Source organism: Gordonia westfalica, from assembly GCF_900105725.1.
GTDB lineage: Bacteria > Actinomycetota > Actinomycetes > Mycobacteriales > Mycobacteriaceae > Gordonia > Gordonia westfalica.
Genome location: NZ_FNLM01000033.1, coordinates 20,647 through 34,370, shown reverse-complemented (window position 1 = coordinate 34,370; position 13,724 = coordinate 20,647). Strand labels below are relative to the sequence as shown.

General features: G+C 63.8%; 19 protein-coding genes, 1 tRNA gene and 1 pseudogene. 9 read left to right on the top strand and 12 right to left on the bottom strand.

The features are described from left to right. Both dcd and BLU62_RS05270 read right to left on the bottom strand, forming a co-directional pair. A pseudogene (gene dcd, locus BLU62_RS05275) lies at nucleotides 1-352 on the bottom strand (dCTP deaminase); the annotation flags it as partial. A 10-nt stretch (nucleotides 353-362) separates the two neighbouring features. Continuing rightward, on the bottom strand, nucleotides 363-1,871 hold the full coding sequence (locus BLU62_RS05270; protein ID WP_244278073.1) for an HNH endonuclease: 1,509 nt from the start codon (nucleotides 1,869-1,871) through the stop codon (nucleotides 363-365). 158 nt (nucleotides 1,872-2,029) lie between these two features. On the opposite strand from BLU62_RS05270, the gene BLU62_RS05265 reads away from it, so the two are divergent. Continuing rightward, nucleotides 2,030-2,103, top strand: a tRNA-Gly gene (locus tag BLU62_RS05265). 262 nt (nucleotides 2,104-2,365) lie between these two features. Here the strand turns inward: BLU62_RS05265 and BLU62_RS05260 are convergent. From BLU62_RS05260 to BLU62_RS05250, 4 genes are read right to left on the bottom strand one after another with little or no spacing between them, the layout of a single operon-like run. Beyond that, entirely contained in the window at nucleotides 2,366-2,563 is a 198-nt protein-coding gene (locus BLU62_RS05260; protein ID WP_074848010.1) for a hypothetical protein, read from the bottom strand. After that, nucleotides 2,556-2,687 carry a hypothetical protein gene (locus BLU62_RS34360; protein ID WP_280141505.1) on the bottom strand — a complete coding sequence of 44 codons (132 nt, stop codon included), beginning with the start codon at nucleotides 2,685-2,687 and terminating at the stop codon, nucleotides 2,556-2,558. Before BLU62_RS34360 ends, BLU62_RS05260 begins: the two co-directional genes overlap by 8 nt. Before the next feature lie 55 nt (nucleotides 2,688-2,742). Next, entirely contained in the window at nucleotides 2,743-3,075 is a 333-nt protein-coding gene (locus tag BLU62_RS05255) for a hypothetical protein (protein WP_074848012.1), read from the bottom strand. After that, the gene (locus tag BLU62_RS05250; RefSeq protein ID WP_074848014.1) at nucleotides 3,072-3,254 is read right to left on the bottom strand and encodes a hypothetical protein; all 183 of its coding nucleotides are present in this window, start codon (nucleotides 3,252-3,254) and stop codon (nucleotides 3,072-3,074) included. Before BLU62_RS05250 ends, BLU62_RS05255 begins: the two co-directional genes overlap by 4 nt. Nucleotides 3,255-4,132: 878 nt before the next feature. Here BLU62_RS05250 and BLU62_RS05245 point away from each other — a divergent pair. Further along, the gene (locus BLU62_RS05245; protein ID WP_074848029.1) at nucleotides 4,133-4,360 is read left to right on the top strand and encodes a hypothetical protein; all 228 of its coding nucleotides are present in this window, start codon (nucleotides 4,133-4,135) and stop codon (nucleotides 4,358-4,360) included. A 33-nt stretch (nucleotides 4,361-4,393) separates the two neighbouring features. Here the strand turns inward: BLU62_RS05245 and BLU62_RS05240 are convergent, their stop codons facing one another. The 6 genes from BLU62_RS05240 to BLU62_RS05220 form a co-directional block, all read right to left on the bottom strand. Next, nucleotides 4,394-6,271: a hypothetical protein gene (locus BLU62_RS05240; RefSeq protein ID WP_139180013.1), complete on the bottom strand. Its 1,878-nt coding sequence runs from the start codon at nucleotides 6,269-6,271 to the stop codon at nucleotides 4,394-4,396. Between the two features lie 17 nt (nucleotides 6,272-6,288). After that, nucleotides 6,289-6,879 (bottom strand): hypothetical protein, encoded by a 591-nt coding sequence (locus BLU62_RS05235; protein ID WP_139180012.1) that lies wholly within the window; start codon nucleotides 6,877-6,879, stop codon nucleotides 6,289-6,291. A gap of 112 nt (nucleotides 6,880-6,991) precedes the next feature. Continuing rightward, a complete protein-coding gene (locus BLU62_RS05230; protein ID WP_074847995.1) occupies nucleotides 6,992-8,101 on the bottom strand; it encodes a hypothetical protein in 1,110 nt (369 codons plus the stop codon). Nucleotides 8,102-8,305: 204 nt separating this feature from the next. Further along, nucleotides 8,306-8,650 carry a phage tail fiber protein gene (locus tag BLU62_RS05225; protein WP_074847993.1) on the bottom strand — a complete coding sequence of 115 codons (345 nt, stop codon included), beginning with the start codon at nucleotides 8,648-8,650 and terminating at the stop codon, nucleotides 8,306-8,308. Nucleotide 8,651: 1 nt separating this feature from the next. After that, nucleotides 8,652-8,774 (bottom strand): hypothetical protein, encoded by a 123-nt coding sequence (locus BLU62_RS34355; protein WP_280141504.1) that lies wholly within the window; start codon nucleotides 8,772-8,774, stop codon nucleotides 8,652-8,654. Continuing rightward, nucleotides 8,767-9,126 (bottom strand): LtfC-like domain-containing protein, encoded by a 360-nt coding sequence (locus tag BLU62_RS05220; RefSeq protein WP_074847991.1) that lies wholly within the window; start codon nucleotides 9,124-9,126, stop codon nucleotides 8,767-8,769. Before BLU62_RS05220 ends, BLU62_RS34355 begins: the two co-directional genes overlap by 8 nt. Before the next feature lie 849 nt (nucleotides 9,127-9,975). Here BLU62_RS05220 and BLU62_RS05215 point away from each other — a divergent pair. The 7 genes from BLU62_RS05215 to BLU62_RS32455 all read left to right on the top strand — a co-directional run bounded on the left by BLU62_RS05215 (nucleotide 9,976) and on the right by BLU62_RS32455 (nucleotide 13,428). Beyond that, nucleotides 9,976-10,347 carry a DUF7572 family protein gene (locus tag BLU62_RS05215; RefSeq protein WP_425284530.1) on the top strand — a complete coding sequence of 124 codons (372 nt, stop codon included), beginning with the start codon at nucleotides 9,976-9,978 and terminating at the stop codon, nucleotides 10,345-10,347. Further along, on the top strand, nucleotides 10,344-10,703 hold the full coding sequence (locus BLU62_RS05210) for an LtfC-like domain-containing protein (protein ID WP_074847991.1): 360 nt from the start codon (nucleotides 10,344-10,346) through the stop codon (nucleotides 10,701-10,703). The genes BLU62_RS05215 and BLU62_RS05210 overlap by 4 nt, the downstream gene beginning before the upstream one ends. Then, on the top strand, nucleotides 10,696-10,818 hold the full coding sequence (locus tag BLU62_RS34350; RefSeq protein ID WP_280141504.1) for a hypothetical protein: 123 nt from the start codon (nucleotides 10,696-10,698) through the stop codon (nucleotides 10,816-10,818). Before BLU62_RS05210 ends, BLU62_RS34350 begins: the two co-directional genes overlap by 8 nt. 1 nt (nucleotide 10,819) lies before the next feature. Then, the gene (locus tag BLU62_RS05205) at nucleotides 10,820-11,164 is read left to right on the top strand and encodes a phage tail fiber protein (protein ID WP_074847993.1); all 345 of its coding nucleotides are present in this window, start codon (nucleotides 10,820-10,822) and stop codon (nucleotides 11,162-11,164) included. Between the two features lie 204 nt (nucleotides 11,165-11,368). Then, nucleotides 11,369-12,478: a hypothetical protein gene (locus tag BLU62_RS05200; RefSeq protein WP_074847995.1), complete on the top strand. Its 1,110-nt coding sequence runs from the start codon at nucleotides 11,369-11,371 to the stop codon at nucleotides 12,476-12,478. 111 nt (nucleotides 12,479-12,589) lie between these two features. Then, entirely contained in the window at nucleotides 12,590-13,180 is a 591-nt protein-coding gene (locus tag BLU62_RS05195; protein WP_139180011.1) for a hypothetical protein, read from the top strand. Between the two features lie 17 nt (nucleotides 13,181-13,197). After that, nucleotides 13,198-13,428, top strand: a complete 231-nt coding sequence (locus BLU62_RS32455; RefSeq protein WP_139180010.1) for a hypothetical protein — start codon at nucleotides 13,198-13,200, stop codon at nucleotides 13,426-13,428. Nucleotides 13,429-13,724 lie beyond the last annotated feature (296 nt).

The window sequence follows — 13,724 nt, the reverse complement described above, 5'->3', positions numbered from 1 at the left end:
GATGAAGCCGGCCGTCGAGTGTGTCAGGAGACGAGGCGGCCGAGTGAGGACTTTCCTTCGAGGCGTCCGGCGAGGTCGTCGGGCAGGCTGCACACCTCGAGGGTGGAGCCCAGCACGAATTCACCCGGGTGCAGCACGAAAGGCTCACCCTCGGTGGGTTCGACGAGGGTGGTGAGTTCGTCTTGGCGTTGGGCCGGGTCGATGTGGTGTACCGGGTGTTGTTGAACACGCGGAACAGACTGTCGAGCCGGACGTCGACGCTGGAGGGCTGGACGAGCGCAGGATCGAATGGATCGATGGCGAGGCGCCCGTCAGCGATCTCGGAGCGGATGTCGCGGTCGGAGAGCAGCACGGTGTCGAGGTTATCGAATGGTCAGGGTGGATCTGCGCCGGTATCCGTCCGCCCGGACGATTCGGCTCCCCCGTGGCCACCCGACCGGCGTCGTCGGGCGTCGGCTCGCATGCGGTTGAGGACCTCGTCGTGCGGTTGGCGTGATTGACCTTCGGGTCTGATCCGGGTGCGACGTCGGTGGGCGCCAGACGACGCGACCTGCGTCGACCCCATCGGTGGCGATCGTGGTGGCCCACTGGTCGTCGCCGGGGCCGACCGCACGGTTGTGCGGTCCGCATGCGGTGGTCATGTTGTCGATGTCGGTGGGGCCGTCGTCGGCTGTCCATTCGGCCACGTGGTGCAGTTCGGAGTCGAAGGACGACCGCGTGCAGCGAGGACACGTGCAGCCACCATCGCGACCCACCGCGGCGATCCGCTGGGCCCGGGATGCCAGGCGCTTGGCTCGTCCGAGGTAGAGGACCTCGCTGGTGTGGTCGCGGAACACCTCGAGGTACTGCTGCGACTCTGCGGCGAGTTCGACGGCGTCCTTGATCGGAAGCAGGGTGCCCGTTGCGGTGCGCGCGGGAGCCCCGGCCCGCTCGCGGAGGGCCGATTCGGTGATCGTGACGATGAGGTGTGGTGGCAGCCCGTGGTGGGAACCGCCGAGCGCGCCGCTGTCGAGCGCGTACCGGAGCAACGCGGAGAAGGCGTCGTGGTTGCGTTTCGCGGCCGACCGGTTGTCGCGTTCGGCAGCGGCCGCGAGGGCATCGGGATCAGCACTGCCGGGGTCTCCGACGGGTGACTCCGGGTCGTCGGGGTTGTTCATGCCCGGCGCTGCCCACACCGCCAGTACGACGTCGAGCATCGCCCGGGTCTTCGGGTCGAGATCGGCGGTCAGCTTGGACATCAGCTGTGCGTCCTGCGGACCGAGGCGCATGCCGCGCATTCGGGCGCGATCGCGGTCGTCGGTCAGTGTCCCGTCGGGGTCGAGGTGGGCGAGGATGCGTGTGCCGAGCTGGCGCAGCGAGGACGGGTCGTAGTCGCTCGCGTAGTGGGCAAGCGTCGCCTCGGCGGCTTCGCGGTCGGCCGGGTCCACGGCGACCGGGATCTTCTTCATCACCTCGACGATGACGTCGACGTTCCTCCCCGAGATCTCGCCTTCGGCAACACCTTTGGCGGTCTCCGGGAATCGCGGCTCGAGCACCTCGCCCTGCATGTCGGGGAACTTGCCGATCGCCCACACGCGGTTCAGCAGCCGATTGGCCTCCCCGCTGCGGTTGAGCACGCTGGTGACGAAGTTGGTGACGGTCTGACTGCCGGCTTTCCGGTATGCGGAGCGTTCGTCGATATCGATGATGTGGGCGGCGAACGACGTGAGCATGCGACGCTCGGCGCGTTCGTGCTCCATCGCGACCTTGAGCAGGTCTGTATCGGAACAGTCCGTGGACGCCGTCTCACTGATCTCGTCCAGCAGCGCGTGTAGACGCTCGTACTGGTCGAGAAGAAGTGGTTGTGATGCAGATGGCTCGCCTAAAGCCATGATTAAACCCCCGTCATCATGGCTTTACTCGAAACTATGTTCGAGTGTACGTGCGTCCTCGCAGGTGCGCAACCCCATCCGGGAAGATTTTTCGCGCCGCTCGCGAAGACCCGGACGCCGGTTTGCTAGGCTTTCGATCGCGAGCCCAGCGCTCGCACGCCGATGTAGTTCAATGGCAGAACATCAGCTTCCCAAGCTGAATACGCGGGTTCGATTCCCGTCATCGGCTCCAGGTCAGAGGGCATTTTCACTCCGACGCTTACGTTTAGACTTACGTGTATCTCGCAAAGTGAGGTCCAGTCCCCTCCGTCGCGAGTCTTCCAAACTAGCTACGCGGGTTCGATTCCCGTCACCCGCTCCAGGTCAGAGACCACACAGGCTCTCGACTACAGCCACGGTTACAGCCAAGGCATTCAAGTACAGCCATCCAGCACCACGCTGGGTGGCTGTACTTGTACATACACGTCGATGGAGAGCGGCATGAGCCTTCGTAATCAGTCGATGTGCTCCAGCGCGGTGTCGGCGAACCACCACCCGTCGCCGAACAACTCCCGCGCCCATGCCGTGGCGTGAGTGAACTCCACCCGGTGCAGTAGGTCGGGCACGCGTTCCTGGGCGATGATCTTCCCAGCCGCCTCGGCGTTCCCTAGTGAGGTCACCCGCACGCGGTCCCCTACCTTGAACTCAGGCATCGGTCCAGTCCTGTCGTACGAGCTTGCTGGGATCGTTGGGTACATACTCGCCAACCGTTTCGGGATGGCTGGTGGAGTTGGTGACGTAGAGGATGGGCCAGTCGGTTCCAGGTACGAAGTCCACGATTCGCCCAGTGTGGTCACCGACAACAGTCCGCACACGATCCCCTACCTTGAACTCAAGCATCGTTCCCCGCCCTCGCCTGTTCCAACCGCCATTCGTGTACGCAGATCATTGCGCCGGTGTGGAGATAGCCCGTGTTGCGGGCGTCGGCGTACACCTGCGCCTCAGCTTGGGCAGGGAACAGCTCCGCATTCAACGGGCAGTCGCGGCCAGACAGGACGTTGACGGAGAACTCGCGAGCCTCCCAGGTCCGATCGCCGTGGTCGGCGACACGAACCTCTGAGAAGGTGTCGGCGGGGTGGGCTTCACGCCGGTGTGCCGGGCGGAAGTTGCGGCATCCCTGCCCGGGAACCACGAGACACTCGTCCTTGAGCTCAGGCGCGCTCACGGCTCGACCTCACCAGAGGTGATGTACACGTCTCCGTCATGGAGGACGACACTCTCGGCTTCGCCGTAGTAGTAGCCGCCCGTAGGTTCAGACCACACGCCCATCTGCGCCCAGTCGATACAGGCGGTGGCATCCTGGGGCATCTGCTGCAGCTTGGCGATCAGTTCGGCTACGGTCATTCTCCTATTGTCCCAGGTTGTGGCCTATTTCTCCGGTGACACACCCACCCTTGCCGGGCAAGCCATTAAGATCCCCACATGGGTCAACTCACAGGCAACACCCGGCAATTCGGAACGTGCGCGTGTGGATCGCAGATCATCAGCCGCGAGGAGCGAACTCAGGTACGCGCTCGGCCCACAGTCTGGGGCCGCGCAGAGTGTCAGTCACCTCCGCTGACCTGCGGAGTGCGCAACGGTGGCAGGGAAAGTCAATGGCTGAGCGCACTCGCGAATGGTCCGGTGCCCACGCTATTCAAGGACATCCAGGAGGGTGACTTTGTGTTTGCCAAGGGCCGCTGGCGGCAGGTCACATCACGTACTGTCACAGAGCTCACCCTTGGCCTCGATCAGGTATCACTGAGTGAGTTGGTGGACGTGAATGCGGAGCGGGAGATTCTGCGTCCGTCCTGAACCAGTCCGTCCAGTCCGCACTTTGATCCGACTTTGGGGACACCAACAGACTGGCGTCTCCCCCAAAGTCCTCCACCAGTCGCCGGCATTCGGGGCAGTCCGGATCGTAGGGTGGTCGGTAGATGCGGATGCGTGGAGTCATGAGCCTTGGACGCAGCCGCGGGGTGGCGGGGTTCCCCTCAACGCAAAGAAAACGCCCCACCCTCACGAAGAGGATGGGGCGTTCAAGGTTGTCCAAGTTCAGAGCGGGTGTCGCATCATGACGCTCTGCGATCGGGTTCCCAGTGTTTCCTATCAGTGGCCGGCGCATCGCGCTCCGACGATCAGTGTGTGTTCCTGAACCTCACCCGCTCTGAACTTGTGAGATAACAGTAGCATCGACTTCTGTTGCAGCGCAACACATTTCACGAAACCCGTATGATCACCTGGTGACCGATCGGGACGTACTACGCGCCGCAGCCGAAGCCATACGCGCACAGATGCGCCGCCAGCAAGCCGAAATGACACAAGCCACCGACGGCGGATGGACACCACCCGACCCCGACCTACTCGCACTCGCCGTCGAATGCGACGACGTGGTCTACTCCCAGCGCGCCGAGGCCCCGGACCTCACCGACCGGCTCGCCGCGGTACTCGGCGACGCCTGGGAGCCGTGACAGCGGTGTCCCGATTCCGGTTATGGGCGGGGGTCAGCCCCGACCGACGATCATGTACTGGCCTGTGGTGAAAGTGCTGACGACCTCCACCCACTCCCACTGATCGGTGAGCACGAGGGTCGGCACACCGTCGATGCCGATCGGCGCGGACACGGTGACCGCGTTGGCTGAGGCGTCGATCTTCTTGATAGTGAAGCGATACCCAGCCGATCCGGTGTTCGGCAGTGAGATCGTGAACGCTCCACCACTGGCATCGCACATGTTGAACGGCGCGGTGTTGGTGGTGATGTTGTAGGTACCGGATCGATTGCCGAGCCCGGTACGGAATCCGCCTGTGAGAGCGACCGCCCCCGAGGTCGTGATCGGATACGCACCACCAGCAGTGCGAAGTCCAAGGCTGGACAGGACGGTGCCGAGGTCGTCTGTTGCGGACGGCTTCGTGCCGAGCGCGGACGTGCCGAAGAATCCCACCTCGGCCATCGACTTCGCCCCGGTGATCGTCTGGTCGGTATCGAGCGTGACGCCTGCTGCGCCACCGGATTCGACTTCGGCCCAGTCGGTGCCGTCCCATCGCTGCAACTGGTCGTCGCCCTGGTCGTACTCGACGCCACCTATGCGGGCCGCACCAGTCACGTCGAGGGACACCAGGGCGCGAGTTCCAACGAGATCGCCGGGGCCGTGGACGGTGACCGAGCCCGGCTTGTACTCGCCGCTGCCGTTGACATCGGCGGCGTGTACCGCGTAGGACGTCCCCGCTTCTCCGAATATCTCGATGGTCCCCTGGGTGAGGTCCACGATCACGTCTGACGCGAGGCTCGACACCTCCACGCCCTTGGCTGTGGTGTGAATCTCGGGGTCGATGATGCGTGTACCAGTGCTGCCGCAGCGCGCGAGAACACCGTTGTTGGTGCCGTAGTAGCGCGGTCGTAGAATGCGATACCCGTAGTCGCCCGCGTAGGTGGTGTTGCCGTGTGACCAGCCCGACGAGTCGCCGCCGACCACGGTGTCATCGACCGAGTAGATGTCGCGTGACCGCAGTCCGTGGGTCTGGTAGGACACCCCAGCGGGGCGGTACGACCGGCACGACCGCGACCCACACCGCGCCGACGCCACGTAGTTGGCGACGTGTCGTGTCCCGTAGGCGACGCTACGGGTGAACTCGCCATCGACGCAGTGAGTCATGCGCCCGATGTACCCGTGCCCTGATCCTGTCTGGAATGGGTTTCGCCCCTCGATGTCGATGGTTCGCGGGCGCAGGCACTTGTTGAAGTTGACGATGTGGTTCTCCCACCCCTCGGCGCGCACGTTCTCCACTCGGGGGTCCACGCAGGCGTAGAAGTAGAACAGGTGACCGCCTGAGGTCTCGATGTCCCCGGTGTACATGCCGTCGGGGTTGGTGTCGATGATGAGTCCGATGTTCTTGACGACCGGACGGACCGGGGTCGAGATGCGTTGCAGCGTGGGGACCACGGAGAAGTTGGCCTGGTACTGGTGGCTGAGGGGGATGCGGAGGCGCACGGTTCCTGTGGACGGCGTGATCGACTGCACGATGTTGACCTCGCCGCGTCCGACCCACGAGGCGTTCGCGCCAGTGTCCCACCGGGCGACGGGGTATCGGTCACGGACGATGACCAGGTCGTCGGTTGAGAACCCGTTCGATCCTGAGAAAGGGTTCGTGATTACCTCGGTAGCTCCACGGGCGAACCCCGAGCTGCTGAGATCAACCTCAGGGCCGACGGTGGACGACCACGAGATAAAGGGGCTGGCCACCGACAGGTCGCCGGAGTCCATCGTTTTCGTCACAACCCGTGCGCCATTGAAGTCGAGCGTGAGTGACTTACCGGTGATCGACAAGGGGTCGAGGCGGTAGGTCTTGGTGGCATCGAAGACGATCGTCGAACCGTCAGGCACGGCAGCGATGAGATCAGTCAACGCGGCGGTGTCATTAGTGCCACTCCCCGAGTTGGCATCACCCCGGCCCAGTCACCCACGAGACCGTGCTCGCCGACGAAGAACACGCCCCCCACGCGCGGAGCATAAGTTTCCTCAGCTACCTCTTGTGTGAGGAAGCCTGTGGTGCCTGCTGCGACACGGGCATCGACCGCGGCACGGGAGGCAGACCCCTCGGCGGTGATCTTCGATGCCACCGCCGAATCCGGTACCGCACCTGCCGTCACGTCCTCCAGGATTTGGGCTGCCTCATCACGGGCCGTGCGGGTCTCGTCCCGCAGGGTGGCGACAGCGTTCACCACGGCTGGGGTGTAGGCGTCGGGGTCGTAGTCCTCGATCAACTCCTGCAGCGTGTGCGAACCTTCTGTCAGGACAACCGAATACCACTTCGACCGGTAATCCTTCGCCCCGAAGATCGCCTTCTGCACCTGGTACGGACCCTCAGGGAGCAACCCCGAGTCGTAGAAACCAGGGGCGGACGGGTGCGTGGCGGGTTGATGGGGATGACGGTGGGCGCCGAGTACACGGTCACCCCAGCGTTGTTGCGGTCCACCGGCACCCGAATCCACAGTTTCGAATCCCGCGGCGGGAACCCCCCATCGGGGAGCTGATACACACCAGTCAAACGTCCGGACATGAACTTCCTTTCGAACAGGAGGGGGGGTACCGCAGACGGGCGCCTTATGCGGGGGTGATGTTGATCCAGCAGCCAGACACTGACTGAGGTCCGCCATTCGAGGCATGCCACATGGTGAGTTGGTCGCCTGCGGCGACGGTCAACGACACTGTGCCGGTGAGTCCGACGCTGCCGACGTCGACACCGTTGCGTTGGATTTTGATGTTGCCGTTACCAGTCGCCGACCAGGTGAGGGTGACGTTCCCGGCGCCCTTCACGACGAGCGCATTGTTGGTGACCGTCGCCGGATAGGTGGGGTCAGAGGTGAACCCGGTCACCTGCACATACGGGAGGAACGAGTTCGATACTGACCCGTTCTGCATGCGTTGACGGGTGAACGTGACGAGGGTGGCGGTCGCGGCACTCGATGTTGCAGCACTGTTGGTGCCGGTCAGGGTGTGGCGGGGTCGGGATGTGGCTGTGCCAGTGACAGTCACAGTGTTGGCGGCGGCGAGCTGGGGGCGCAGGTCTGCGGTGTCGGCGACATTAATGGTTTGCAGTGCCGCCAGCGTGTAGCGTGCCCGCGCCGTACCGGTTTGGTCGGCAGCCACCGTTTGAGAAGCGGCTAACGGTACGCGTAGGCCACCCAGTTCGGTGGCCTGCCCCACGGTGGTGGTTTGGGTGGCGGAGATGGTGTGTCGTACCCTCACCACCGCCACAGACGTCACCTCGAACGTTTGGGAGGCATCCGCATTCACCGATCCCACCGATGGCACTGACGATGCTGTCGGCGCCACCACCATGTCTTGTGCTGCATCCAGCTCAATGCGTGGGCGGGTGACGACAGGTTGGGTGATGGTGATGTCTTGTGTGGCGGTCAGGGTGTAGAGAGTTGCCGTCGACGCTGCAGGGGTGACAGTGGTCGCTTGTGTAGCGTCGAGTGTGTAGCGGGCGCGGCCATCGCTGCTGGTGTCGGTGGTGATGGTGTTGGTTGCGGTCAGGGTGTAACGGGCACGCACCACACCCACACCAGCCACCACACCCGAACCGGTACCGGCTATGCCGACACCGAGTTTCCCGGACTGCCCCACCTGGACGGATTGCTCCGCATAGTCCACGCAGAGTCGGGCGTACACCACACCCGCAGCGGTGACGGTGATGGTGTTGCCGGACATCAACCGTTCTTTGGTGCGGGGCCGGCGGGTCCGATAGTGCGGGGCCGTCGGCAACCTCACCCCAGTGTGCCGGGCTTCCGGTACCACCACCCGCGTGTGGGGTGCAGCAGGTAGCACCACACCCACCCGCGGAACCGGTACCGCCGTAAACAGGTAGGGACGGTTGGGGACTGCCGTCACCACCCTGCCTGCCAGAACGATCATCTACGTGATGGTGATCGTGGGGGTGACGTCGATGGTGGCGTTCGCACTGACTGTGGTGGAGGGGATGGACAGTTTGTCCAAATAGGTGCCGGAGGTTTGCGCCGAGTACACGCCGGCCGCGACGACGGTGGTGGCGGGCACGTTGATCGACACCTTCGACCCGGTCATGGAACCCGACGCCGGAGTCCCCCAGGTCGTCTGCTGGCGGGCATACGCGGGGGTACCGCCCGACACCTCGGATGCGCCGGTGCTGCCGGGGTCGGCGGTGTGCAGGGAAATCCACGTTCCCTGCGCTGCATACGCATTGAGCAGGGCGGTTTTCATCGCGTTGGTGGCGAGTGCCATGTCATTCTCCTAGGTTGTAGTTGATGTCGAGGTGGAGGGTTTGTTCGGCGGTGAGGTCGACGTGTTCCCGCCCGTGATCGTCGATCCAATGTCGGGTGCCGTTGTCGTCGGTCCACTCAGACACGGCGGACTGCTTTCCCGTAGTAGAGGGGATATTCCTGGGTGGGGGTTTCGGGCATCGACACCGTGAGCAGGAAGTGGGTGGCCCGCCCGATGATGGGGGCCAGCGTTTCCTGTTGCACCACATAGTCGATGGAGGGTGGTTCCACCACGCCGGGGATGGAGATGATGGGGGTGGTGGCGTTCCGGACGGGGTCGCCTTCGAAAAAGTAGAGGGTCGATGCTGCACCGACCGGCCACGATGTGATGTTGCCGGAGGTGGCGTCGATGGGGTCGAGGGAGAAAACCAGGTCACTGTTCTGGTAGAGGGGGATTTCCGCTTTCGTTCCCTCCCATCCGAGGGTGACGGTGGTCATGGTGTCTCCTGTTCTGTGAGTTCATATCCGAGTGCCGCCAAAGCATCAGCGTGGGTGGCGAGGTCGGGGTTGATGGTCATCGCGAACGACTTCGAGTCAGTCGACAGGATCGGGGTCAAACCGTTGGCGGGTCACCGTCGTAGTCGATGACCTGGCCACGCTCATCCGACAGGAACACCGACACATCCGGTTTCAGATGCGACCGGCGAGACGGGAACCTGCAAGTCATGTCAGGACTTCACCACCAACCCAAAGGAACCCATCCTCCGTGGAGTAAGGTTCGTGATCGGCGGCATATGCGGAGAGCTCAGCACAAGGGTGCGGTTTCATACTCATCTCCAGAAGATCCAGATCCACCGGTAGCGCCGATACCGCCAGCGCCATGAGCCGTCCGCCGTTCGAACACCACCACCGCCACCACCACCGCCGGATAGCCGCCCGGCCGCCAGCTCCGCCGCTGTAGTTGAGGAAGCTGACACGGCCACCACCACCACCGCCACCACCACCGGCGCCGCCACACTTCGTTTGAGTTGCCGGCGCACGTTCGCGCCTGCACCACCGGGTCCACCACCGCTAGGCGCACCGCGCCCGCAGTCCACCAGCGCGAGACGTGACCCGGTGTGCAGGCGCGACGTGTCGCCGGCAACTCAAAACGAAGTGTGGCGGCGCCGGTGGTGGTGGCGGTGGTGGTGGTGGCCGTGTCAGCTTCCTCAACTACAGCGGCGGAGCTGGCGGCCCGGGCGGCTATCCCGGCGGTGGTGGTGGCGGTGGTGGTGGTTCGAACGGCGGTACCGGCTCATTCGGCGCTGGCGGTATCGGCGCTACCGGTGTGATCTGGATCTTCTGGAGATGAGTATGAAACCAGCAACCCTTGTGGCTGAAGCTCTTCCGCATATGCCGCCGATCACGAACCTGTACTCCACGGAGGATGGGTTCCTGTTGGTGTTGGTGGTGGAAGTGCCTGACATGACTTCGATTCTCACCAGCATGGGAATGCAGGTTCCCGTCTCGCGGTCGCATCTGAAACCGGATGTGTCGGTGTTCCTGTCGGATGAGCGTGGCCAGGTCATCGACTACGACGGTGACCCCGCCAACGGTTTGACCCCGATCCTGTCGACTGACTCGAAGTCGTTCGCGATGACCATCAACCCCGACCTCGCCACCCACGCTGATGCTTTGGCGGCACTCGGATATGAACTCACAGAACAGGAGACACCATGACCACCGTCACCCTCGGATGGGAGGGAACGAAAGCGGAAATCCCCCTCTACCAGAACAGTGACCTGGTTTTCTCCCTCGACCCCATCGACGCCACCTCCGGCAACATCACATCGTGGCCGGTCGGTGCAGCATCGACCCTCTACTTTTTCGAAGGCGACCCCGTCCGGAACGCCACCACCCCCATCATCTCCATCCCCGGCGTGGTGGAACCACCCTCCATCGACTATGTGGTGCAACAGGAAACGCTGGCCCCCATCATCGGGCGGGCCACCCACTTCCTGCTCACGGTGTCGATGCCCGAAACCCCCACCCAGGAATATCCCCTCTACTACGGGAAAGCAGTCCGCCGTGTCTGAGTGGACCGACGACAACGGCACCCGACATTGGATCGACGATCACGGGCGGGAACACGTCGACCTCACCGCCGAACAAACCCTCCACCTCGACATCAACTACAACCTAGGAGAATGACATGGCACTCGCCACCAACGCGATGAAAACCGCCCTGCTCAATGCGTATGCAGCGCAGGGAACGTGGATTTCCCTGCACACCGCCGACCCCGGCAGCACCGGCGCATCCGAGGTGTCGGGCGGTACCCCCGCGTATGCCCGCCAGCAGACGACCTGGGGGACTCCGGCGTCGGGTTCCATGACCGGGTCGAAGGTGTCGATCAACGTGCCCGCCACCACCGTCGTCGCGGCCGGCGTGTACTCGGCGCAAACCTCCGGCACCTATTTGGACAAACTGTCCATCCCCTCCACCACAGTCAGTGCGAACGCCACCATCGACGTCACCCCCACGATCACCATCACGTAGATGATCGTTCTGGCAGGCAGGGTGGTGACGGCAGTCCCCAACCGTCCCTACCTGTTTACGGCGGTACCGGTTCCGCGGGTGGGTGTGGTGCTACCTGCTGCACCCCACACGCGGGTGGTGGTACCGGAAGCCCGGCACACTGGGGTGAGGTTGCCGACGGCCCCGCACTATCGGACCCGCCGGCCCCGCACCAAAGAACGGTTGATGTCCGGCAACACCATCACCGTCACCGCTGCGGGTGTGGTGTACGCCCGACTCTGCGTGGACTATGCGGAGCAATCCGTCCAGGTGGGGCAGTCCGGGAAACTCGGTGTCGGCATAGCCGGTACCGGTTCGGGTGTGGTGGCTGGTGTGGGTGTGGTGCGTGCCCGTTACACCCTGACCGCAACCAACACCATCACCACCGACACCAGCAGCGATGGCCGCGCCCGCTACACACTCGACGCTACACAAGCGACCACTGTCACCCCTGCAGCGTCGACGGCAACTCTCTACACCCTGACCGCCACACAAGACATCACCATCACCCAACCTGTCGTCACCCGCCCACGCATTGAGCTGGATGCAGCACAAGACATGGTGGTGGCGCCGACAGCATCGTCAGTGCCATCGGTGGGATCGGTGAATGCGGATGCCTCCCAAACGTTCGAGGTGACGTCTGTGGCGGTGGTGAGGGTACGACACACCATCTCCGCCACCCAAACCACCACCGTGGGGCAGGCCACCGAACTGGGTGGCCTACGCGTACCGTTAGCCGCTTCTCAAACGGTGGCTGCCGACCAAACCGGTACGGCGCGGGCACGCTACACGCTGGCGGCACTGCAAACCATTAATGTCGCCGACACCGCAGACCTGCGCCCCCAGCTCGCCGCCGCCAACACTGTGACTGTCACTGGCACAGCCACATCCCGACCCCGCCACACCCTGACCGGCACCAACAGTGCTGCAACATCGAGTGCCGCGACCGCCACCCTCGTCACGTTCACCCGTCAACGCATGCAGAACGGGTCAGTATCGAACTCGTTCCTCCCGTATGTGCAGGTGACCGGGTTCACCTCTGACCCCACCTATCCGGCGACGGTCACCAACAATGCGCTCGTCGTGAAGGGCGCCGGGAACGTCACCCTCACCTGGTCGGCGACTGGTAACGGCAACATCAAAATCCAACGCAACGGTGTCGACGTCGGCAGCGTCGGACTCACCGGCACAGTGTCGTTGACCGTCGCCGCAGGCGACCAACTCACCATGTGGCATGCCTCGAATGGCGGACCTCAGTCAGTGTCTGGCTGCTGGATCAACATCACCCCCGCATAAGGCGCCCGTCTGCGGTACCCCCCTCCTGTTCGAAAGGAAGTTCATGTCCGGACGTTTGACTGGTGTGTATCAGCTCCCCGATGGGGGGTTCCCGCCGCGGGATTCGAAACTGTGGATTCGGGTGCCGGTGGACCGCAACAACGCTGGGGTGACCGTGTACTCGGCGCCCACCGTCATCCCCATCAACCCGCCCACGCACCCGTCCGCCCCTGGTTTCTACGACTCGGGTTGCTCCCTGAGGGTCCGTACCAGGTGCAGAAGGCGATCTTCGGGGCGAAGGATTACCGGTCGAAGTGGTATTCGGTTGTCCTGACAGAAGGTTCGCACACGCTGCAGGAGTTGATCGAGGACTACGACCCCGACGCCTACACCCCAGCCGTGGTGAACGCTGTCGCCACCCTGCGGGACGAGACCCGCACGGCCCGTGATGAGGCAGCCCAAATCCTGGAGGACGTGACGGCAGGTGCGGTACCGGATTCGGCGGTGGCATCGAAGATCACCGCCGAGGGGTCTGCCTCCCGTGCCGCGGTCGATGCCCGTGTCGCAGCAGGCACCACAGGCTTCCTCACACAAGAGGTAGCTGAGGAAACTTATGCTCCGCGCGTGGGGGCGTGTTCTTCGTCGGCGAGCACGGTCTCGTGGGTGACTGGGCCGGGGGTGATGCCAACTCGGGGAGTGGCACTAATGACACCGCCGCGTTGACTGATCTCATCGCTGCCGTGCCTGACGGTTCGACGATCGTCTTCGATGCCACCAAGACCTACCGCCTCGACCCCTTGTCGATCACCGGTAAGTCACTCACGCTCGACTTCAATGGCGCACGGGTTGTGACGAAAACGATGGACTCCGGCGACCTGTCGGTGGCCAGCCCCTTTATCTCGTGGTCGTCCACCGTCGGCCCTGAGGTTGATCTCAGCAGCTCGGGTTCGCCCGTGGAGCTACCGAGGTAATCACGAACCCTTTCTCAGGATCGAACGGGTTCTCAACCGACGACCTGGTCATCGTCCGTGACCGATACCCCGTCGCCCGGTGGGACACTGGCGCGAACGCCTCGTGGGTCGGACGCGGCGAGGTCAACATCGTGCAGTCGATCACGCCGTCCACAGGAACCGTGCGCCTCCGCATCCCCCTCAGCCACCAGTACCAGGCCAACTTCTCCGTGGTCCCCACGCTGCAACGCATCTCGACCCCGGTCCGTCCGGTCGTCAAGAACATCGGACTCATCATCGACACCAACCCCGACGGC